The following is a 23535-nucleotide window of genomic DNA, read 5'->3' as shown; positions in this document are numbered from 1 at the left end:
ATATTATATTTTTGTTATTATCTATAAACTTACTCATTATACCAAACGATATAATATATAATTTTCTTATAATTAAAAGAACTACTAAGAATAAACTCAGTAGTTCTTTGCTTTTTTATTTTCTAAATTCTTTATACATTTGTATCATTTCTTCGGCTAAAACTTTAATAGTTTCAGCTGACATCATCTGGTCTTCTGCATGCATTATTATCAACGAAAATTCGACTTTATCTCCAGATGCTTCTTGTTGTATTAATGATGAATGTGCATGATGTCCTTTTAGCATATATTCTGCTGATTCATTTAATTTAGCTTCGGCCTCTTCATAATTACCTTCTCTAGCAACTCTTAGTGCTTCTACTACTAATGATTTTGCCATCCCCACATTACTAATAATTTCAAATGCTATTAATTCCATACCTTCCATTTATGTCACCTCTAATTGTTAAATATTATGCTAATCCCTCAGTTGTATCTTTTTCTGAATTATCATCATCTACTTGTGATGCTTTGCCTGCTGCTATTACGAATGGTGCATAAATTAATACACTCACTGCTAAACATAGTACACCTATTAATAGTGCTAATACATTTCCTCCTGTTCCAAGGAATGGTATTAATGGACCTGGTGTTGTCCATGGAACACCATATGCTACTGGAGGAATTATTTTAAATATGCAAGTTGCTGAATATCCTATTATTATGTTTACTATTGGTGCTAAAACAAATGGAATTATATATATTGGATTTAGTATTATTGGTAATCCGAATATAACCATTTCATTTATATTGAATATCCCTGGTGCTAAAGAAAGTTTTGCAATACTTTTTTGATCTTTAGCTTTACTGAATAATATTAGTGCTATTACTAACCCTAGTGTAGCCCCTGAACCACCATAAGCTCCAAATGCATCAAATAATCCATTGAAAGTTACTGGGAAAGGTGCTCCCCAAGCAGTACCATGTTGAGCTGCATATAATACATTACTATTTACAGCTTCTGCAAACATTGTGTCACGAACTGCTGCTATTGTATTAGGACCATGTATACCCATTGCCCAAAGTATTTGGCATATAAATGCTAATACTATTACAGAACCTACATTTTGTCCTAATTTTGTTAGTGGTGATTGGATTACTGCATAAACCCATTCATGTAATCCGCCAGGTGCAACTTTTTTAATTAAGAAGTTTATTATTGAGAATGATAAAGTTATTAAAATTATAGGTATTAATACCTTAAATGATCTAGCTACTGCTGGAGGTACTTGTTCTGGCATTTTTATTTCTAGCTTTTCAGATTTTGATAAAATTGCCATAAGTTCCCCAACTACTAAACCAACTATTATCGCTACGAATAGACCTTGTGAGCCTAAAAATTTAGTTGTTAAATGATTTACATTATCTACCCCTACATAATCTGGATATATTATAAAGTAAACTGAAACTGCTGTTAAACCTGTTAACAAATCATCAGCTTTGAGTGTTTTGGCGAGATTTCTAGCAACTAAAAATACTATGAATATTGCTAATATATCTGCAGACCCTCTTAAAACAGGTGAGAATATATTTTGATACTCTGCAAAATTAGGAATTATTGACTCTAATTTAAGTAATTTTGCAACAAAACCATCTGGTGATAAGAAAACAAAGTTTAATAATACCATTAACGAACCTGCCATTGTTAATGGAAATGAAAGTATAAATGAATCTCTTACTGCACATATGTGCCTTTGTGAATTTAATTTAGCGGCAATTGGAACTAAGAATCTTTCTATGCCCGCTTGGAATTTTTCCATAGTAGTCATATGTATACCCCCTAGATTTTTTATATTATTTTATTTTAGCTAATGTACTTTCAAGTATTCCTTTACCATCCATAATTCCATATTGTCTCATATCGATTACTTCTACTGGTATGCTTCCATTTGTAAGTTTTTCTACTTGTGGTTTTTGAAAACGTACTTGAGGCCCTAAAAGTACTATATCTACATCATTTATTACACTTGAGCATTCTGCTATTGCTAATGCATTTATTTCTACTTCTTCCCCGCATTCTTTAGCTGCATCTCTCATTTTATTAACTAGTAAACTAGTTGACATTCCTGCTGAACAAACTAATAATATTTTTTTCATAATAACCCTCCTGATTTTTAAACCTTTTATTTTAATTTTTATTTTGTATGTTGAATATTATATTTTGTATTCTTATAAATTTTCTCCATTGCTGCTTATAACATCTTTGTACCAATAGAAACTTTTTTTCTTAATTCTTCTTAAATCTTTTTCATCATTTTCATCTCTATCTACATATACAAATCCGTAACGTTTTTGGTATCCATTTAACCAACTTAGTAAATCAGTAAATGACCATGTGCAGTAGCCTAGAAGTTCTATCCCATCTGTTATTGCTTCTTTACATGCATTAACATGGTCGCTTAAGTATTTTATTCTATAATCATCATTAACGATATCGTTTTCCTCAAGCTTATCAAATTCTCCAAGACCATTTTCTGTGATTAATATTGGTAACCCATATCTGCTTGTTAATCTTCTTAGGCCTATTCTTAATCCAGTAGGGTCTATCGCCCAGTCCCAGTTAGTAGTCTCTACATATGGATTTTTTGTATTTTTATAAACACCAGGTATACCATTTTCCTTAGTTGTACCTTTTTTACCTGTGTTATTCATTCCTTCTGATAAACCTACACCATCTAATGGGTTAGCTTTAACAGTTGCTGTTTGATAATAGTTTATACCTATAAAATCAGGTTTTCCTCTTCCTAATAGTTCAAGATCACCATCTTCTATTATTGGAGCTATTCCTAATCTTTCATAATATTTTAGTGCAAATGATGGATATGTTCCTTTACAATAAACATCTAACCACCAACTACAGTTTAACTCTTCTGCATTTTCCATTGCTAATACATCTTCTGGATTACAGCTATATGAATAATTAGGTCCAAATGCAAAGCTTGGTCCAATCATTCCGTTTGGTACATATGATCTAAAAGATTCAATAACTTTTGCATTAGCTAAGTTTGCAATGTGATTTGCTTGTAACATTCTTTTTTGATCTTTAACACCTGGTGGATGTAGGGCTGTTAAATAACCTAATGTTAAAAATACATTTTGTTCATTTAGTGAAACCCAATATTTTACCTTGTCACCAAATCTTTTGAAAAGTGTTATACAGTACTCGTTAAAATCATCTATTATTTCTCTTGATTCCCAACCGCCATATAAATCTTGAAGATGTTGTGGTAAATCCCAGTGGTATAAAGTGATTATTGGTTTTATATTATTTTTTATAAGTTCATCTATTAAGTCCTCATAGAATTTTAAACCTGCTTCATTTACTTGACCTCTACCTTTTGGATATATACGACTCCAAGCTATTGAAAATCTATAAGCTTTAAGTCCCATCTCTGCCATTAAAGCTACATCTTCTTTATATCTATTGTAATGGTCTACTGCTATATCTCCATTCGTATTTTTATAAGTTGTTCCAGGTTGTTTAGTATATATATCCCATATACTTTTTCCCTTTCCATCTTGGTCCCAAGCTCCCTCTACTTGGTAAGCTGCAGATGCCGAACCCCATAAGAAATCATCTTTAAATTTGTCTAATTCTTTATATATCATCTAATGTCCCCCTTTGTATCTTATAGTCTAAGTATAACTTATAATTTGTTGTAAGTAATAGTTTTTACTTCTAAAAAAACATGTCACAACTTTAATAATTTAATCCAAAAATAAAACAACTTGTTTTTTATTTAAATAGAATAATCTTATGTAGTTATTCGACTATATATTGGTTGTATAGCTTCTTTCCTATCCTTTCAATCATATATAAAACTGGTAATTGAGTAGTTATATCACTATAATTAACCTTTACCTGCTGAACATAATAAGGTATATTTAAATTTGACATTTTAGCAATTGTGCAATTTTCACTATTTGTTATGCTAGCGACAGAACAGCCTTCTTGTTTAAATCTATCTATATTTTCTATTGTAGATTCTGTTTCTCCAGATACTGACAAAGCTATTACCAAGCATGGCCCATGACATCTAAAGTTCTTTGGGAAAAACGGATCATCTATGTGGAATGTGAACTTTCCAATTGCAGAAAAATATCTAGCCGCATATTTGCATAATATTCCCGATGAACCTATTCCTAAAAATATAATTGTATTCGCCATTTTTACCATGTCGCATAAATTATCCAGACGTTTATCCAAATCACTTTTTTCTATATTTTTTAAAAAATTTATTATTTCAGAAGTATCATCACTGACCTTCTTCATATTATTTTCTTCTATATACATTTTGAATTTAACTTTAAATTCAGAAAACCCCTCACAATTTAACTTCTTGCAAAATCTCAATATAGTTGTTGTCGATACATGAGCTTCATCAGCTAATTCCCTTATCCTCATATATATTACCTTTTTTTTATTTTTCATTATATATTCGTATAAAGATAGCTCTAAATTGTTTAAACTTTGTATAACCTCGTAACTAAACATATTTTATCCTCTCCACTATAACTATCCATTACTAACTACATATTTTTTTGATTGTTTTAGATTTGCATTTATTATAGCTCCTAAAATATTCGCATCATTATTATATTTACATCTTTTAATTTCTGTCGTTATAAAATCTGCTTCTAAATATTCAATACAAACTTCTTTGTAGTGTTTTTTTAACTTATCAATAAACCAATCTTCTTCCGATATTCCCCCACCAATACATATAATCTCTGGATTATATGTAACTGTTATAGCTATTAATTCAACTGCTATATTGTTTATCCATTCATCTATTACTTCTTTAGCTAATTCATCCCCAGCTAAAAATTTATTACAAACTTCATGACCATATTCAACCTTTTCTTCTTCATCAACTTTACTGTTATATATCTCTATTAAACCAGTCATTGATGCGTAGTCACCCATTTTGTCTATTTTTTTAGTTTGGAAATTCATAAAAGGAATGTTGTGAAACTCTGCTGCAAATGAGTCTTTTCCATATATAACTCCATTTTCATCACATAAACATCCACCAGTACCTGTTCCCAAAATTAAAAATGCTGAAGATTTGCTTCCTTTTGCATTTCCTATTTCAAACTCACATAATCCTGCTGACTTCGCATCATTTATAGATGCCACTTCTTTATTTACTCTTTTTTCTATTTCAGAATTTATATTTGTTCCATACATATTTGCTACATTTGGAGCTGCATATGATTTAACATTAGACTCTTCATCAATAAGCCCTGGCGCACTTATTCCAACAACATCAATCAATCCATCATGCTTTATATTTGAACAAATATAATCATATAACTCATCTTTCGTATCGAATTTAGTTGTTTTTACTTTCCATCTTTCTTTTATATTATAGTCTTCATCTACCAAAGCATATTTAATAAACGTACCACCTATATCTATTCCCAAACTATATTTTGACATAATACATCCCCCTTTAATTTCTATACTAATATTTTTTAGGTTTTACTTTAACTTCATACAACTTTTTCTTTTTATAAGCTCAACATCTACTGTGTATTCATTGAATTTGTTTTCCCCTTTTTCAATAAAATAAATTATTGAATCAGTAGTTATATCTGCCATCTTTACTAAGTCCATCTTTATCGTCGTAAGTTGTGGATTTATATATTTACATTCCTCTATATCATCAAAACCTATTATGCTGATATCTTGCGGAACTTTTAAGTTCATTTCTTTCATAGCCCTCATTACCCCTATGGCTATCTTATCATTAGATGCAAATATCGCTGTCGGTTTATCACTTTGTGATAACAATTTTTTCGCAGACTCATATCCACTTTCTTCACGAAATTTCGATTCAATAATAAAATCATTATTTATTGAAATATTTGAATCCTGTAATGCCTTTTTATATCCTTTAATTCTATCTATTGATGACAACTTTCCAATATCTCCTGTAATATGAGCAATCTTTCTGTGATTATTATCAATCAAATACTTAGTAGCATCATACGCACCCTTAAAGTTGTCCGAATTAACTACTATGCATTTACTATATGCATTATTTTTTGTTATCTCTTGATCTATTAAAGCAACCTTATATCCATCATTTATTATTTTTTTAATTGTTTCATCGTTGTTGTTTTCTCCTATGAATATACCACCTGAAATCATCTTATTATAAAAACATTCTTTGATTTGTGTGTACCCCTCAATATTATGTATTATCTGCACCAATACCTTATATCCATTTTCACTTGCACGCTCGATTACCGAACTTGTAAACTCTAAAAAATAAGGACTCCTTGTAATTCTATTTTTCATACCATCTTGTCTTTCATTAATATCAATTATAAAAAGACCTATTACCTTGTTTTTTGCCCCTGCTAACATTCTTGCAGACGCATGTGGTACATAATCATATTCTTCAATTACTTTTAATACCTTTTGCCTAGTCTCCTCAGGTACATTCGGGTAATTATTGATTACTCTAGATACAGTACTCCTAGATACACCAGCAATTTTTGCAATATCATTACTCTTCATAAAACCTCCAATCAACTTTGTGAACGCGCGTTTATTTTCATAATCATATAGTAGTTGATATGTTTATAACTTTCAATAGTTTTTTTACATTTTTTTACAATAAAAGAAACTACTAAGCCATAAACTTAGTAGTTTTTTAAATTTATTGTTCTAAATATTTATCAAATATTATAGTTGCTAGCTCTTCCTTTGTTAAAGTTTCAATACTAGGTATATCACATAAGTCCATTTCTAATAAAAATTCTCCTAATTTTACTTCAAGATATGAGCCATTATCATCTGATTTAATTTCCCATCCTTCTAAGTCAGCTACTATATTTGCAATTCTTTGTTCTTTAGTCATTTTTACACCTCTTTTTTATTTTTATGTAATTATACTTTAGTTTAACTTTTATTTTGAATTTTATCAATCTAGTTATTAAATATAATATATACTTGTATTTTATTTATAGGCTAAAATACAAGAATCAATAAAGGCCCCTTTTAGCAATGATAAAATTATCAAAGCCTTAAGGAGCCTTTTTATAAATTACATTCTTTGATGTATTTGGTTATCTCTACAAATTTGATCTATGTACATATCTTTTTCTACATCTATAAATACTTTAGCTATAACTTCATAAGCTTCTGCCCATGCATTTAATACTTCTTCTGTTGCTGCATCTCCTAAAACTTCTTTTATAGCTAATAATAAATTTTTACCTACTATTGGATAATGTTCTGGTTTTACATATGAGTTAACGTGAACACTTCCTATTTTCTTTACTGCTGGTAATATTGCTTCTAAATTATCTATATTTTGAGCTGCTGCTAATACTGTCATTGCTAATGCTTTTGGTTGCTCACCAGATTCTTGTTTATCCATATTAAACATTTCTTTTACCTCTGGATTATTTGCAAACATTGTTTTATAGAAAGTTTTTGTTATTTCTAATCCATGTTCTTTTAATACTGGTACTGTACTTTTTATTATATCTATTGTTTTTTGATTTAACATAATTGCTATCTCCTTAATGTGTATTTTGTGTACACTTTGTTTATATTAGAAATATACCCCAGTATTTTTTGTGTAAACATTTTTTGAGAAATATATTTATATTTTACTTTTCCCACCTAAAAAAAGCTCATAGAAATCTACAAGCTTTTTATCAGTAATCCCCTATTTTTTTCTCTTTACAAAATATCTAGTATGAAGCAATTCATGTGCCTTATGACTTAGCGGATGATCCAGATATTTATCATAAATTGCCTGAACCTCTGGATTTTCTTTTGAAACTCTCATATTTTTTTCCCTATCTATATTATTTAAACCTTCTCCACGTTTTTGTAAAATTGCATCTTTATTTTTTCTGACTTTAGGTTGGCCACCACCGCCGACACAGCCACCAGGGCAAGCCATAATTTCTATTGCATGGAAAAATTCTTCTCCATCTCTTATTTTGTCAAGCATCTTGCCAGCTTCTTCTAGACCATGAGCTACCCCTATTCTAAGTTTTATATCTCCAACTTCTACATCACAAGCTCTAAATCCCTCAAAACCTCTAAGACTGTGGAATTCTACATTTTCAATTTTTTCGCCTGTCATATTTTCTAGGGCAGTTCTAAGTGCAGCTTCTATAACTCCACCAGTTCTACCAAATATAATTCCTCCACCTGTATATTCTCCCATGACTTGGTCTATTTCTTCCCCTTCTATTGTTTTTAAATCAATACCTGAGTCTTGGAATATTTTAATTAATTCTCTAGTCGTTATAACATAATCCACATCATAATTAAGGCCACGAGAAAATTCCGGTCTAGATGCTTCGTATTTCTTGGCAATACAAGGCATTATGGCAACCGAAGTCACTTCATCTCTTTTTAGTCCTTTTTCCTTAGCCCAAATATCTTTAGCCACAGTCGCAAACATCTGCATAGGTGATTTAGCACTAGATGGCACATCTAACATATCACCATAATTTTGTTCTATAAATTTAACCCATGATGGGCAACATGATGTCAGCATTGGAAGTTTTACACTTTTATCTCCTGAAAAATATCTTTCCAGTCTATTTTGCAATTCCGCAGCTTCCTCCATTATAGTTAAATCTGCTGCCCAAGATGTATCAAACACATAATCCACGCCCAGTTTTCTAAGTCCTGCTGCCAATTTATGCTCCACATTATCCCCAGCTTCAAAACCAAAAGCCTCCCCTATAGCAACTCTAACTGCCGGTGCCATTTGAGTGATGACTAATTTGTTAGGAGTCGATAAATCTCTGATAAATTTCAAAGTATTGTCTCCTGCTGTTATTGCATCTACTGGACAAGCAGATAAACATCTACCACAGTGAGTACATCTGTTGTAATCTATGCGTCGTTGTTCCTTTTTCTCCCCTGCTATACAATCAACAGGGCAAACCCTTTGACAAATTCCACATCCTATACATTTTTCTGTTATAGTAAGTTTAATCAGATTGTTGCATTGCATAGTGTAGCATCTGTCATCTTCAATATGTTCTTTGATTTCGTCATAATAATTTTCAATGATTTCTTCCATTATATTATGCTTTTGATTTAATTCTTCTTTCACTTCTTCTGCTAAAGATCTAAGTATATAAAGGTCCCTCATATTTGATCTGCCTTTACTTATTCTATCAAGTATTTGCCAAACTTTTTCTAAAGGCTCTTGCACTTTAGCATAATCTTTCAAACTTCCTTCATTTTGCATTAAACCAATTACTGAATCTGTATAAAACTTGGCATACTGAACTATACAATCCTCTTCTGATAAAACATTAATTGCCCTAATATAATTATCAAACAAATCAAAATCTAGCTCTTTGTCCAAATCTTCTTTAGATAAAAATCTACCATAAGGCGGAACTCCCACATGTGCCCCTTTAAAATCTCTTTTATCTAAAATTCCTCCTGCCAATTCTATAATTTCCGCAAGAGTAGCACCCTCTGGCACCTCAACTATTCCACTATTATTTATCCTTCCACAAATAGCAACTTTTCTCTTAGAATTATTAGTCATATTTTTTAGCTCTTCTTCACTGAAAACAGAAAAAACAGAGCCTCTATCACTATGTATCATAGTCGGCTTCATATTTGTCATATTTTTCGCTCCTTTATGTCTAACTTATAACTTTTTATTCTGTTTATTTTTTGCTTAATTGTTGGTTTTTATTATTGATTTTTAAAAAATCTTATGTGATATATTTGAAGTTGATTTTTATTAATAGCTTTGGAGATGATGTAATTAATTTGCATGAAGATATGGTAAATGGAAAAGATAAAAAAGCACTTCATTACTGAAGTGCGATAGTATAAATTATATTCTAAATATGTTTGTATGTATTTATCACAATTCCATCGTATTGTTCAATCTTTATTTTGATTAAAAACGCTTAATAACTAATTTTTTCATAAAACATACTTTGTTTTCTCAATATCTTAAATTTTATAATTTTATTTATTTTATAAGTATTAATAATATAATTTTTCTATTTTATTGTGAGAACATTTTCTAAAATACAAGTACCATCTCTAAATATTACATTCCTATATATATCAATATCTCCATCTTCTGATATTTTTATTGAAGTTCCCAATTTTGTTGCATTAATTGCTGCATTAGTCCTAGCACCATATACATTTGCACAATTACTTCTATCTATATCTTGTGTTTTTATCATACTACCATATGATATTATATTTAATGAATTATCTAAAATAACAGCTCCATCTATTGAAGATAATAATATAAACAATTCGTCATCAATTTCAGATATATTAATACCTTCAGATATTTCTAGTAATTTCATATAATTCTTTTCCGTATCATGCATCTCTATATATTCTTGTTTATTATCTTCAAATTCTTTTATATTCTCATCATTAATAATTACAAATAACGCACCTATTTTTCTATTAGAAATATTTAAAATATTATTTGTAAACTTAAATGTTAACTTAGTTAAGTTATCTAATTTACCCATTAAATTTGTTTTAAAAGTCAAAAGTCTATCATTTTGATATTTACCTAATATAATAATATCATCAATTATTGTAAAAATTCTTTCTAATACCAATTTTTGTGGATATTTATGTATAGCTAAAAATATTTCATGGTACAATGATATATAATTTCGCAAATTCCATCTTCCATTTTTATAACAGATTACTCCTTCATTACTAGAATAGAACACACTTTCCTTATTATTTAATGTTATATACATAATATCATTAAATAAAGTGCTATTCTCATCTGTAAATAATTGATTCTTTTCATGATATAATAGTTTTATCAATTTCTTACTTAACTTTTCCATATTTTTATCTATATTTATTTTTTTACTTTCTATTTTATCCAAAAGCTCATAACTAACATTTTTTGCCTCTTTATTGCTATCTATATACATCTCTAAAAAATCATCTGAAAAAAATTCTTTAATCACATCCATTAACTCATCAAGAATGCTGCATTTAAACAAAATTTCTTGATAATTCATTATTTTCTCTTTAAATAGCTTATCTATTAATTTACAATCATTATTCCTTCTCAATATACCAATAACATAAAATTCATCATCTAATAGTAAAACATAATTTTTATTATCTATTAATTTTAACAATGGCTTTTCTTCTAAAAAAAGTTTATCTATTCTTACTTTGTTTAAATTTATTAATGTAAATTCATTCATAGATTTAATTTTTTTTAAAGCATTCTTATTTCTACATAATATTATACCTATATCTATACTTTTATTTTCATATGTTAGCATTGATATGTTTTTTATTGTATTTATAAAATTTTCTATTTGTAGGTTTATCCTTAAACTAATATTCATTTTATTTTCAAATAAATAATTAAATACAATATCATTAATTAATTTATCTATAGATATCAGATTATCGGAGTTTTGTTTTAGTAATTTGTATATTTCATTACTAGTTATATCGTATAGTTTGTTGTAATTATGCTTTAAATATGGCATTACTTTAAATTCTCTATCTAAATATACATATTCTAAGCCTAAATTTCTCTCTTTGATTAGATTATGTTTAGAACCTATAAATCTATCAATTTCATTATTAATCTCAGTTAATAAAATATCAAAATTATTCCCTTTAATATTTCCCATTTTTATCCTCTTATTATTTATATATTTTTTAATTACCAACAAAAAACTACTAAGCCATAAACTTAGTAGTTCCTTTTCCTCATTTTCGAGGTGATTTACTGGTGGAGATGAGGGGAGTCGAACCCCTGTCCGCAAGCCCATTCCTCGCTGCATCTACGTGTGTAGCCATCTGTATTAGTATCTCGCCTTTGATGTCGTCCAGTGGCAGACTACATCATCGGCCAGCCTCAATTAATCCACTTCAGGTCGAGGCGCCCAAGAAGTAGTTCCCTGCATAAATGATGTCCAGTCTTAACCGGCAGGAGGGCTAAGAGGGACAAGCAGCAATTATTAAGCTGCTAAAGCGTAATTTTCGTTTGCGTTTATTTTAATTCCCCAGGTTTTACGTGATCTAGAGGAGTAACACGACACGCAGCCTCAAGTTCCAAACCCACGTCGAAACCTTTACACCCCCATGGATGTTTAGAGTCTTTGAGACTTTTGCAAACTGTTATTTATTGTTCCACCATATTAAGTTGTATATTTAAAATATTATTGTATTAATAATATAATACTTTTTAGTTAAAAAATCAATGAAATATTTTTCATTTGTTACATAATGATAGAAACATTATATATTTTGTCTTGCTTGACTTATATTATTATAACTTTTCTATCATATTAAAGATTAATATCTTCCTGACATTTCTCTCTCAATACGTCTTTGTGCATCTTTTTTCGCCATGTCTTGACGTTTATCATAAAGTTTTTTACCTTTTGCTAATGCTAATTCTACTTTAACTTTACCGTTTTTAAGGTACATGTTAAGTGGAATTAATGAGTAACCTTTTATTGTTGTTGCCCCTATTAATTTTCTGATTTCAGATTTGTGAAGAAGGAGCTTTCTTGGTCTCATTGGGTCCAATTTGTAGAAAGAGTTTCCTTGTTCGTATGGGCTTATATGAACTTGTTTTAGGAAAACTTCAGAGTTATCCACAGATGCAAATCCATCTTTAAGGTTTACTCTACCCATTCTAAGTGATTTAACTTCTGTTCCTTTTAATTCGATTCCACATTCGTATGTTTCTTCTATAAAGTATTCGTGTCTTGCTTTTTTGTTTGTCGCTAAATTTTTAGTTCCTGCCATACTTTCACCTTCTTTTTACTTATTTTAGACTGATTTATAATTTATCATAGTTTTCCAATTTCGTCAAGTTCTCATGCTACACATTAAAAAGGGATATTATAAAATCACTCTATTTACTTTATAATATCCCTTATATAAATTTTTATCAACTATTCTGCTTCTACATCTCCGTCAACAACAGTATCTACTAATCTGTTGTCTTCTTTTACAGCAACAAGTTCGAAGTCGATTTCTCTAAAGTCTACATTTACTTTGCTAACTTTGATTCTAACTTGGTCACCTATTCTAAATATTCTCTTAGTTCTTTCACCAACTAATGAGTAGCTACTTTCGATGTAGTTGTAATAATCGTCAGTCATGTCGACCATTCTGATTAATCCTTCTACTGTGTTGTCTAATTCAACGAACATACCGAATGATGTAACACTTGATATTGTTCCGTCAAACTCTTGACCAATTCTGTCTGCCATATAAACAGCTTTGTAGTAATCGTGCACATCTCTTTCTGCTAATTCAGCTTCTCTTTCTTGTTCTGAAGATTGGTTAGATGCATACTCAACTATGTTTGCAAGTTGTTCACTTCTCTTTGGAGTTAATTTTCCGTTTAGTTGTTCTTTTATTATTCTGTGTATTTGTAAGTCTGGGTATCTTCTTATTGGTGATGTAAAGTGGCTGTAGTATTGTGCCGCTAAACCGAAGTGACCCACACATTGTGGTGCGTATCTCGCTTGTCTCATACTTCTAAGCATGATTGTGCTTATTGCTTCTTCTTCTGGTGTTCCTTTTATTAATTTTAGAACTCTTTGGATTTCTTTTGGATGAATTTGTTCTAAATCACCTTTTAAGCTATATCCAAATGTAGCTATAAATTTGCTTAAGTTCTCCATTTTTTCTGCTGCAGGAATCTCATGGATTCTGTAAACGAATGGAGTTTGTAACCAGAAGAAATGCTCAGCTACTGTTTCATTAGTTACAAGCATGAACTCTTCTATCATTCTATTTGATATTCTTCTTTCGTATGACTTGATATCTGCTACTTTTCCTTCTGAATTTAAGATTATTTTTGATTCAGGGAAATCAAAGTCGATTGATCCTCTTCTTTCTCTTCTCTTCATAAGGATTCTCGCTAATTTCTCAGCGTTGTGGAATTCTTCTACTAAGTTTGAGAAAGTAGCTTTTAATTTTTCATCGTCTTTTTCTAATATGTCAGACACTTCTGTATAAGTCATTCTAGCTTTTGAGTTTATGATTGACTCTGCTATATCGTATTTTAAAACTTTTCCGTCAGCGTTTATTTCCATAAATACTGATAAAGTTAATTTATCTTCAAATGGATTTAAACTGCATACTCCGTTTGAAAGTTGTTTTGGTAACATTGGTATTACTTTGTCAACTAGATAAACTGAAGTTGCTCTTTTTATCGCTTCTTTGTCTAGTTTTGACCCTTCTCTAACATAGTGAGAAACATCGGCGATATGAACACCTAGTTTGTAGTTTCCGTTTTCTAATACTTCTATTGAAACTGCATCGTCTAAGTCTTTCGCATCTTCACCATCTATTGTGAATGTTTTTAAATCTCTTAAATCCATTCTTCTATCTATTTCTTCTTGTGGTATTGGAACGATAACTCTGTCTGCTTCTTCTAATACTTTGTGTGGGAATTCTTCTGGTAGTCCATGTGCTCTTATTATTGAGTCGATTTCTACCCCACGTTCTCCCTTTTGACCTATAACTTCTATTATTTTACCTTCTGGCTTTCTTCCTTCTGTCGGCCAAACTGTTATTTTGCATACTACTTTGTCGTTGTCTTTCGCTCCTGAGAAGAATCTGCTTGGAACGTATATATCTTGTGTAAATTTCTTGTTATCTGGTATAACAAATCCAAAGTTTTTATTTGATAATTGGAAAAGACCTATAACAGTTTCATTTTCTCTTTTTAATACTTTAACGATAGCTCCTTCGGCTCTTCTTCCTTCTTCTGCTGGCTTTACTATTTCAGCCATAACTCTGTCGCCGTTCATCGCTCCATTTATGTCATCTGAACCTATGAATAAATCTTGTGTAAATTCTTCGTCTGATTCTACAAATCCAAATCCTTTTCTATGAGATATGAATTTTCCAACAAAGTATCCCATAGCGCTTGGTGTCATAACTCTACCTTTTTTAGATATAATTAAATATCCTTCATCTTGTAATTCCTCTAAAAAGTTGTTGAATAACGGCATCTCACATGAATGTATGTCAAATATTAATGCTAATTCTTCTTTTTTTAGGGGATTATATGCTTTTTCGTTTATAAGACCTAATAATTTCTCTTTTATTTCCGGTGTCATTTGGAATCCTCCCTTTACTGTATTTCTTAAATTAATTCATTAAAAGTGTTTACTCTAATCTATATGTTGTAATTTTTAATTTATTTAGGTTTACATGTTATTTAGATGTTAAAGTTTTAATATCCTCTATTTTTTAATATATTTATCTTATATTTTCAATTATTTTCACTATCTTAATTTTCTAGATTTTTTTTAATATATTATTAATTTTTCTCTACCACAAATCTGTGGATAAGTATGGTTTTTATTAATATTTTTCAAAAATCTATCTTTATTTAATGCTCTTTAGGATAAAGATTTTTATTAAAATTTTGTATTTGCCTATTTAATTTTAGATAATATTTATAGTTTTCCTATAAATGTTTTTATTTATGTATTTGGCCACTTTTATATTTTAATGAATTTTAATCCAAATCAATATTATACTTGATTTGCAAAATATTTTATAGATTTTCGTAGGAGAATTTTTCTTTTTTTGTAAGTATATGAAATTCGCTTCGCTCATAGCGCCAACGAATCAAAGATTCCGTTGCTTGAAATTCGCTTTGCTCATGGCGCCAACGAATCGAAGATTCCGTTGCTTGAAATTCGCTTCGCTCATTATAATAAATTTTTATATAATTAAAAATCGGTGTAGAGTAACACCGATTTTCTTAGTTCTGTTCAATTAAACAACTCTATACGCTATTTCCGTATATTTAAACCTGAGACCATCTTTGTGAGTGTGTATTCGTCACAATGTCATTATTGGCAGGTTAATCAATTTTTATACCTATATTAATCTATCATTAAATCCAAAGCTATCGATTGTGTGGATGATATGGAGGTTCATCGCTGTTTTTGCCCCTTCTGCATTTCTATCTTTCATAAAATCCATAATTAGTTTGTGATCTTTTAATGTTAATTCTGTTGCTTTTTCGTATTGTTTTGAAAGTTGGACACTTTCGTTTATCGCCTTGCTGATAATCGGTACTAATTCTTTCATAAATGAGTTACCGCTGGCTTTTGCAATAGCGTTGTGAAACAGTTGTTCCGCTATTGTTCTGTCTTCGTTGTTTAGGATTTTTTGCTCTACCATTTCGCCGTATTCGATTATTTTTTCAATCTCGCTGTCACTTGCCCTCTTTGTCGCATAATATACTCCCATAGGTTCTATAATCAACCTCATCTCCAATAAATCCGCCAAATCGGATGAATGTCCTTTTAAGTCTGAAAGTGTGAAATTGTCTACTTCGTCACTTTTTACAAATGTTCCTTTTCCTCTTTTAATTTCTACTATATCTTTTAAGACGAGCATTTTTATAGCCTCTCTCAATGTCGTTCTGCTCACATTTAAAATAGATGATAGCTCTGTTTCATTAGGCAATTTGTCCCCCACTTTAAATTGTTTTTTTATTGTTATCATATCTAGTATTTCATCAGCTGCTTGCTCTGATAATGATTGTGATTTTTTATATTCCATATTCTCCACCCCTTGATTTTTATTTATATACCATGCTATTACTTGTTACATTGCTTTTATTTATATATCTAGGTATTAATTATTATCTTAGTTTATATCTACATAATTTTTTATTTCGCATTACTTTTTATTAATTTTTCTCTTATTATTCAATATTTTCAGTATTTTTAAATTTTTCTATAAGTAATTATTGACATCATATGTTAAATGTATTAGTATGATGTTATATTATTTATAGGAAAATAATACCTCATAATATAGTCATTATCAATAGTTTTAAATTAAAAAGTCTGAATCTTTAAATTTTTGTATATAATTTTGAATTTAAAGGATACTTAAAATTTATGTTTCAGAACTTATGAAACCAATAAAAACAATAAATTATAAATTTTACATTAAATGAATATATTTTAAATTTTAGGGGGATAATAAAGATGAGAAGTGATGCAGTAAGAAAAGGGATGCAACAAGCACCCCATCGTTCATTATTTAATGCTTTAGGGCATACTGAAGAAGAAATGAGAAAACCTTTAATAGGTATAGTAAGTTCATACAACGAAATCGTTCCTGGTCACATGAACTTAGACAAAATCGTAGAAGCAGTTAAACTTGGTGTAGCTATGGCAGGAGGAACTCCTGTTGTCTTCCCTGCGATTGCAGTTTGTGACGGTATAGCAATGGGACATATCGGTATGAAATATTCACTAGTTACAAGAGACTTAATAGCTGACTCTACTGAGTGTATGGCTATGGCTCACCAATTCGACGGATTAGTTATGGTTCCTAACTGTGACAAAAACGTACCTGGATTATTAATGGCAGCAGCTAGAGTTAATATACCAACTATATTTGTCAGCGGTGGTCCTATGCTTGCTGGTCGTGTTAAAGGCGAAAAAAGAAGTCTATCAAGTATGTTTGAGGCAGTAGGTTCTTTCGCTGCTGGTACTATGGACGAAGATGATGTTTTAGAATTTGAAAGCAAAGTTTGTCCAACTTGCGGTTCATGTTCTGGTATGTATACTGCCAACAGTATGAACTGCTTAACTGAAGCTTTAGGAATGGGTCTTAAAGGAAACGGAACTATTCCTGCTGTATATTCAGAAAGAATAAAACTTGCTAAACATGCAGGTATGAAAGTAATGGAATTAGTAGAAAAAGACATCAAACCAAGAGACATAATGACTGAAAAAGCATTCCAAAATGCTCTAACTGTAGATATGGCGCTAGGTTGTTCAACTAACTCAATGTTACACTTACCAGCAATAGCAAACGAAGCTGGAGTTGATTTAAACGTAGATATAGCTAACGAAATAAGCTCAAAAACTCCAAACCTTTGCCACTTAGCTCCTGCAGGATACACATACATGGAAGACTTAAACGAAGCTGGTGGAGTTTATGCAGTTATGAACGAATTAACTAAGAAAAACTTACTTAACTTAGATATAATGACTGTTACAGGGAAAACTGTAGGCGAAAATATCGCTAATTGTGTAAATAAAGATCCAGAAACAATAAGACCAATCGAAAACCCATATTCAGAAACTGGTGGTATAGCTGTCCTTAAAGGAAACTTAGCTCCTGATTCTGGTATAGTTAAACAATCTGCCGTTGTTCCTGAAATGTTAGTACACGAAGGTCCAGCAAGAGTATTCGACTGTGAAGAAGATGCTATAGCTGCTATAAAAGGTGGCAAAATCGTAGCTGGCGACGTTGTTGTAATAAGATATGAAGGACCAAAAGGTGGACCAGGTATGAGAGAAATGCTTAACCCTACTTCTGCAATAGCTGGTATGGGATTAGGTTCTAGTGTAGCTCTTATAACTGACGGACGTTTCTCTGGTGCATCTAGAGGGGCATCAATCGGACACGTTTCTCCAGAAGCTGCTGTTGGCGGACCGATAGCTCTTGTTGAAGAAGGAGACTTAATAAAAATAAATATAAAAGAAAAAACTTTAGATTTTGTCGTTTCAGATGAAGAATTAGCAAGAAGAAAAGCTACTTGGACTCCTAGAGAACCAAAAGTAACTACTGGTTATTTAGCAAGATATGCTTCTATGGTTACATCTGGTGACAAAGGCGCAGTATTAAAAGCAAATAAATAATTGAAATCTTTTCAATCTTAATATGGGCTAAGTCATCTGACTTAGTCCTTTACTTTTAAAGGGGAGAATCTTATGGAAAACTTAATCTTATCTTTTAACGTTATAGCTCCGTTGTTTTTGATGATGGTTCTTGGTTATTTTCTAAAATACATAAAAATCTTTGACCAACATACACTAGATGTTATGAATAAAGTCGTCTTTAAAGTATTTTTACCTGTGCTGCTTTTTTACAACGTATATACTACAGATTTGGAGACAGTATTTGACGGCAAACTTATTTTATTTGCTGCATCTGGCGTGATTATTTTATTCTTATTATTACTATTTTTTATCCCAAAAATCGAAAAAGAAAATCCAAAGCGTGGTGTTATGATTCAAGGGGTATTTCGTAGCAACTTCGTCATCTTTGGTATTCCTGTTGCAACCTCTGTCTATGGTGATGGCAATGTCGGTACTACAGCTATGTTAATCGCAGTTATAGTCCCTCTTTTCAATATGCTAGCTGTTATATCACTTGAAATATTTAGAGGCTCTCAAATCAACATCAAAAAAATACTTAAAGGTGTTGTTACAAATCCTCTTATAATTGGTGCTTTTGTAGGTATTGTCTTCCTTCTTATTGGGATAAAACTTCCGACTTGCATAATGGAAACTGTTGAAGATGTGTCAAAAATGGCAACTCCACTTGGTTTAATTCTCCTTGGTGCATCATTCGCATTTTCTGATGTAAAAAAGTATCTACACGAAACCATATTTATCGTTATTACAAAGTTAATCCTAGTTCCTTTAATTATGATTCCACTTAGCGTATTTCTTGGAATTAGAGGAATTGCATTACTTACGCTAACTATAATCTACGGTGCGCCAACAGGTGTATCGACTTTCCAAATGGCGAAACAAATGGACGGAGATAGCGATTTAGCCGCCCAAATAATAGTCTTTACATCATTTTTCTGCATAATAACAATGTTTATGTGGATTTATATATTAAAAACTTTATCGCTTATATAAAATCTACTTACTTATATATAAATATATACATAACTTATATACATATTTTATATAACAAAAAAACTTATATAAATATACAAAAAAAGTCTTCTAGTTATCCTAGAAGACTTTTTATTTAAAAACTAAATTCAATCTTTAAATTTTATTAAATGATGGCCAATCATCTAATTCCCTATTTATTTAATACTACTAATGCTAATGCATTAAGGAAAAATAATACTGAGAATATTTTTGTTGATTTTAAAAGAAATGCTTGTTTTCCTTTTGGTTTAAAGTAAGCTTGTGCTTCAAAATCATCTCCTGCTCCACTGAAATCAGAAGAGAAATTCCCTTTTCCTTCTTGAGGCATTATAACTAATAGTAAAAGTACTGATAGTACTATTTGTACACCCATTAAAATATTATTAAGCATGAGTACCCTCCTATTATTACTGAATTTATTCAAATTTTAGTTTACCATATTAGTGCATTTATTACAAGAAAACGAGTGTTTTATTTAAGGAAAATTGGTATATATTTACCAATTTTTTAGCCACTTTTTTATAAATTTATAAGTAAATTTATTTTATTCTTATAATCTGTTCGTAAATTAAAATATCTTTATCTGTAATCATCTTGTTATCATGATAATGTCCAAAAATCCAATTTTTATAACTCAAACTTGTTTTTATTTCGTCTAAATAATCGGTAAGTTCATCTGTTTTGTATTCATCTTCTGCAATCATTCGTTGTATACTAGATGGACAGCAGTGCGTTATTACATAATCCACTCTCCAGTCGTGTTTTTCTAAATTTTCAACTCCATATCTATATTCGTACTGATTCGGCATCTCATCTTTCCACCAAGATACGTGGTTTATTCTATATTTTGCGCCCTCTTTGTCCAACTTCTTTTTCTTTTGTTTAAAGTGAGGATCTTCTATATCTAATATTCCTGCTGGCATATCGTGGGTTTTGGCTCCTCCAAACGTAAAGATTTTTAGTCCATCTAAGTTAAAAATTTGCCCTCTCATTAGATGTATTATTGAGTCTTTTACATAGTGAACTTTTCCGCCACAAAACTCTTCTATAGGCAGGTTGTAAAGCTCATCAAAGCACTCATGATTTCCATCTATAAATAATGTTGTAAACGGCCTTTGTGACAACCATTGTAGTTGATGTTCTTGTTCCTTTGATGGAGTCCAAAATCCAAAATCACCACAAACAATAACAAAATCATCCTTTGTCATGCTATTTTGCTCTGGAAAATTTTTTGTATTAAATCTTGCATAATCCCCGTGGCAATCTCCTGTAATATAAATCATGTTCTCCCTCCATTCCCTATACTTCTGTTATAATTACTCCTTTTTAATTATTTATAATAAAGTTTTTATTTTATGTATTTATATGCTGTTATATAGAAATTGTTTAACTTTTCTCTTATTTTTTTATACTTTTTACAATTCCTTTTTTTAATTTCTAATATTCCTTTTTTACGTTCTACAATTTATTTTCTAATTTCTATAATCCTTTATTTACGTTTTACAATTTATTTTCTAATTCTATAATTCATTATTCATTTTTAATTTAGCGAAACTTATCAAAAACAATCCCATAGAAAATATCATCATTGCCACTAAGTACATGTTTATTTCACTTAAATTGTTATTTTGTTGAAGCGTTTCAATACATACATAAACCCATCTAGTCGGCATAAGGTTTCCGACTTTTTGCAGACTTTTTTCCATAATATCAAAGTCCCAAAACACCCCACTAAGCATACAACATGGCACAACTATCAAAATATTTATTATGGTTGATGCGTATCTACTTTTAGTAAATGAAACAATACATAAGTTAAAACTTATCGCAATTAAATTAAAAACTGCCATAACGATTAAAAAATAACTGCTTTTTTCCATTCCATAATCTATGTTCAAAATTTTGCTGACAATATAATAAACCCCCGTAGTCAACATAGTCATTATGTAAAAAATAAAAATCATAGATATGTAGTACTTCCATTTATTAATTCCAGAGCTCAATATCCTCATCTTAGTTTTGTTTTCTTCATCTTCTATCAAGAAACTAGCTATATTTCCTGCTACTATAAATATAGTAAAAATCATAAGTCCGATGGTGTTTTGTATTTTTGGTATATTTTGTTCTATTTTATTTAAACTAAGACTTGCCAGTTGGTCGTTATATTCTAAATTCATTTCTTTAAATTTATTTATGTTTTTCTCGCTCAAAGACGCCACCATGCTCAAATCTTCACATTTTAAATTTATTAATTGGCTTATCGAGCTTTCCACATCATTATGTTTAATAGATTTTATATTTATATCTTGTTCTTTAAAATTTAATAAATTATCTTCAAATCCCTTATCTATTATTACTGCTACTTCGATTTGCTGCGTTATCAAGAGAATATTGTAGTCTTTTTCTTTTACTTTGGTAGTTTCTATATCTTCAAGATTGTCTATACTTTTTATAATTTCATTTGAGGCGTATGATTTATCTTTGTCGACTATGCCTACTTTGTATTTATATTCTATTCCAAATTCAAAACTGAAAAAAACTACTATAAATGCTGGCATAATTATCCCGATTAGTATGTAGCTTTTTTTCTTCATCAATAACTTTACTGTGTTTAATATTAGCTTAATCAACACTTCCACCTTCTTTCAGTTTCAATATTATATTTCCTAATATAATCATTAAAACAGATGCCCCGAGAGATATTACTATTACCATTTTATAATAAGGTGTGTCTATGTTGTAGTTTAGCCCTAGAAGTGATATATTTACCCAATAATTAGGCATTAGCTGGCACAGAAAACTCGTTATTCTTGCTGATTTGACCAAACAAAGTGGTACATAAGAACCACCCAAAAACCCCATCACAATTATCAACATGTTACTAAATGTATAGGCAGTCTTTTGATCATCAAACACCATATACATAAATATTCCTAGGACAGAACTAAATATTATAAATGAAATCAAGACAAGTAAAATATATGTAGTATTTTCTCCCCAATCTACATCAAATAGCTTTGTCGAGCAAATGTATACGATTAAGATTTGCATAAGCCCAATAATTATTCCAAGAGCAATTTTTGAGATAATTATATTTATTTTTTTAATATTTGATACTCTCAATCTAGTCATTGTATGTAAAAATTTCTCCTTATACATTGAAATTGATGTAATTGTAGATATGTATAATATAATCAAAGTCAGCTCCACAAAGGTGTAATATGTAAATGAGTTGACCTCGTCATATCCTATTCCTTCTAACTTAATTTCTGTATTGTTTTTAGAACTTAGAATTTTTGAAACTTTAGTTGAATCAGTCTTTGCAATATAGTGGATAAATGTGTATTTTTTCATGTACTGCTCGTATAAATTTCTAAATACCTTGCTTTCGGTGCTTTCTTCATTTTCATTTCTAAAATAATCTATATCATCACCATCAATATTTATAAAGCAAATAGCCTCATTCTTATTTACAAGTTGTGTAGCTTTCTCAATATCATTACTCTGCACAAATTTTATATCGCTAGTTTTTTGAAATTCTGTAATAAAATCATAAAAAACTTGCACATTGTTGTTTTTCCCACCGTCGTTTTCTATATTGTAATATATAGTTTTTCCAGAAAATATATTCTTGTCCATGCTCATAAGACCGTTTAGTGACTTTCCCATCACAAATATAAGAATGACTGGAAATATGAGCATTGTAATTACATCAGTTTTATTTCTAAAAAATTGTATTATTTCCTTTTTTATTAAAGTTAATAAAATCAACTCTATCCCCCT

At 30.1% G+C, this 23535-nt stretch carries 20 protein-coding genes and 1 other RNA gene; 2 read left to right on the top strand and 19 right to left on the bottom strand.

Annotated elements, in window-relative coordinates; all coding sequences use genetic code 11:
- Positions 1-115 precede the first annotated feature (115 nt).
- The 15 genes from RDX53_RS01120 to RDX53_RS01050 all read right to left on the bottom strand — a co-directional run bounded on the left by RDX53_RS01120 (position 116) and on the right by RDX53_RS01050 (position 16618).
- Entirely contained in the window at positions 116-427 is a 312-nt protein-coding gene (locus RDX53_RS01120; RefSeq protein ID WP_195928724.1) for a PTS lactose/cellobiose transporter subunit IIA, read from the bottom strand.
- A 25-nt stretch (positions 428-452) separates the two neighbouring features.
- Complete coding sequence (locus tag RDX53_RS01115; RefSeq protein WP_195928722.1) at positions 453-1808, bottom strand: PTS sugar transporter subunit IIC; 1356 nt, start codon at positions 1806-1808, stop codon at positions 453-455.
- 25 nt (positions 1809-1833) lie between these two features.
- The gene (locus tag RDX53_RS01110; RefSeq protein WP_195928720.1) at positions 1834-2136 is read right to left on the bottom strand and encodes a PTS sugar transporter subunit IIB; all 303 of its coding nucleotides are present in this window, start codon (positions 2134-2136) and stop codon (positions 1834-1836) included.
- A 72-nt stretch (positions 2137-2208) separates the two neighbouring features.
- Positions 2209-3648: a glycoside hydrolase family 1 protein gene (locus tag RDX53_RS01105; protein WP_307993534.1), complete on the bottom strand. Its 1440-nt coding sequence runs from the start codon at positions 3646-3648 to the stop codon at positions 2209-2211.
- Positions 3649-3802: 154 nt separating this feature from the next.
- On the bottom strand, positions 3803-4534 hold the full coding sequence (locus RDX53_RS01100) for a MurR/RpiR family transcriptional regulator (RefSeq protein WP_195928716.1): 732 nt from the start codon (positions 4532-4534) through the stop codon (positions 3803-3805).
- Positions 4535-4555: 21 nt separating this feature from the next.
- Complete coding sequence (locus tag RDX53_RS01095) at positions 4556-5482, bottom strand: ROK family protein (RefSeq protein WP_195928714.1); 927 nt, start codon at positions 5480-5482, stop codon at positions 4556-4558.
- Between the two features lie 42 nt (positions 5483-5524).
- Complete coding sequence (locus tag RDX53_RS01090) at positions 5525-6568, bottom strand: LacI family DNA-binding transcriptional regulator (RefSeq protein ID WP_195928712.1); 1044 nt, start codon at positions 6566-6568, stop codon at positions 5525-5527.
- A 142-nt stretch (positions 6569-6710) separates the two neighbouring features.
- Complete coding sequence (locus RDX53_RS01085; RefSeq protein WP_195928710.1) at positions 6711-6911, bottom strand: hypothetical protein; 201 nt, start codon at positions 6909-6911, stop codon at positions 6711-6713.
- Positions 6912-7097: 186 nt separating this feature from the next.
- The gene (locus RDX53_RS01080) at positions 7098-7565 is read right to left on the bottom strand and encodes a globin domain-containing protein (protein WP_195928708.1); all 468 of its coding nucleotides are present in this window, start codon (positions 7563-7565) and stop codon (positions 7098-7100) included.
- A 162-nt stretch (positions 7566-7727) separates the two neighbouring features.
- A complete protein-coding gene (locus RDX53_RS01075) occupies positions 7728-9668 on the bottom strand; it encodes a [FeFe] hydrogenase, group A (RefSeq protein ID WP_195928706.1) in 1941 nt (646 codons plus the stop codon).
- A 388-nt stretch (positions 9669-10056) separates the two neighbouring features.
- Complete coding sequence (locus tag RDX53_RS01070; protein ID WP_307993533.1) at positions 10057-11697, bottom strand: diadenylate cyclase; 1641 nt, start codon at positions 11695-11697, stop codon at positions 10057-10059.
- 99 nt (positions 11698-11796) lie between these two features.
- Positions 11797-12151: a transfer-messenger RNA gene (gene ssrA / locus RDX53_RS01065) on the bottom strand.
- A 213-nt stretch (positions 12152-12364) separates the two neighbouring features.
- The gene (gene smpB, locus RDX53_RS01060) at positions 12365-12823 is read right to left on the bottom strand and encodes an SsrA-binding protein SmpB (RefSeq protein WP_007285558.1); all 459 of its coding nucleotides are present in this window, start codon (positions 12821-12823) and stop codon (positions 12365-12367) included.
- A gap of 149 nt (positions 12824-12972) precedes the next feature.
- The gene (gene rnr / locus RDX53_RS01055) at positions 12973-15156 is read right to left on the bottom strand and encodes a ribonuclease R (RefSeq protein ID WP_307993532.1); all 2184 of its coding nucleotides are present in this window, start codon (positions 15154-15156) and stop codon (positions 12973-12975) included.
- Between the two features lie 772 nt (positions 15157-15928).
- A complete protein-coding gene (locus RDX53_RS01050) occupies positions 15929-16618 on the bottom strand; it encodes a FadR/GntR family transcriptional regulator (RefSeq protein WP_307993531.1) in 690 nt (229 codons plus the stop codon).
- A 434-nt stretch (positions 16619-17052) separates the two neighbouring features.
- Between RDX53_RS01050 and ilvD the strand changes: the two genes are divergently transcribed.
- Both ilvD and RDX53_RS01040 read left to right on the top strand, forming a co-directional pair.
- Positions 17053-18720 carry a dihydroxy-acid dehydratase gene (gene ilvD, locus RDX53_RS01045; RefSeq protein ID WP_307993530.1) on the top strand — a complete coding sequence of 556 codons (1668 nt, stop codon included), beginning with the start codon at positions 17053-17055 and terminating at the stop codon, positions 18718-18720.
- A 72-nt stretch (positions 18721-18792) separates the two neighbouring features.
- Positions 18793-19731 (top strand): AEC family transporter, encoded by a 939-nt coding sequence (locus tag RDX53_RS01040; protein ID WP_307993529.1) that lies wholly within the window; start codon positions 18793-18795, stop codon positions 19729-19731.
- Positions 19732-19903: 172 nt separating this feature from the next.
- On the opposite strand, the gene secG is transcribed toward RDX53_RS01040, so the two are convergent.
- The 4 genes from secG to RDX53_RS01020 form a co-directional block, all read right to left on the bottom strand.
- Entirely contained in the window at positions 19904-20143 is a 240-nt protein-coding gene (gene secG / locus RDX53_RS01035) for a preprotein translocase subunit SecG (protein WP_243269529.1), read from the bottom strand.
- Positions 20144-20291: 148 nt separating this feature from the next.
- Complete coding sequence (locus RDX53_RS01030) at positions 20292-21035, bottom strand: metallophosphoesterase (protein ID WP_195929233.1); 744 nt, start codon at positions 21033-21035, stop codon at positions 20292-20294.
- A 237-nt stretch (positions 21036-21272) separates the two neighbouring features.
- Positions 21273-22385 carry an ABC transporter permease gene (locus RDX53_RS01025; RefSeq protein WP_307993528.1) on the bottom strand — a complete coding sequence of 371 codons (1113 nt, stop codon included), beginning with the start codon at positions 22383-22385 and terminating at the stop codon, positions 21273-21275.
- Positions 22375-23523 carry an ABC transporter permease gene (locus RDX53_RS01020; protein ID WP_307993527.1) on the bottom strand — a complete coding sequence of 383 codons (1149 nt, stop codon included), beginning with the start codon at positions 23521-23523 and terminating at the stop codon, positions 22375-22377. The genes RDX53_RS01025 and RDX53_RS01020 overlap by 11 nt, the downstream gene beginning before the upstream one ends.
- Positions 23524-23535 lie beyond the last annotated feature (12 nt).

The sequence above is a fragment of the uncultured Intestinibacter sp. genome (assembly GCF_902468165.1).
Lineage (GTDB): Bacteria > Bacillota > Clostridia > Peptostreptococcales > Peptostreptococcaceae > Intestinibacter.
This window is presented reverse-complemented; position numbering and strand designations above follow the sequence as displayed.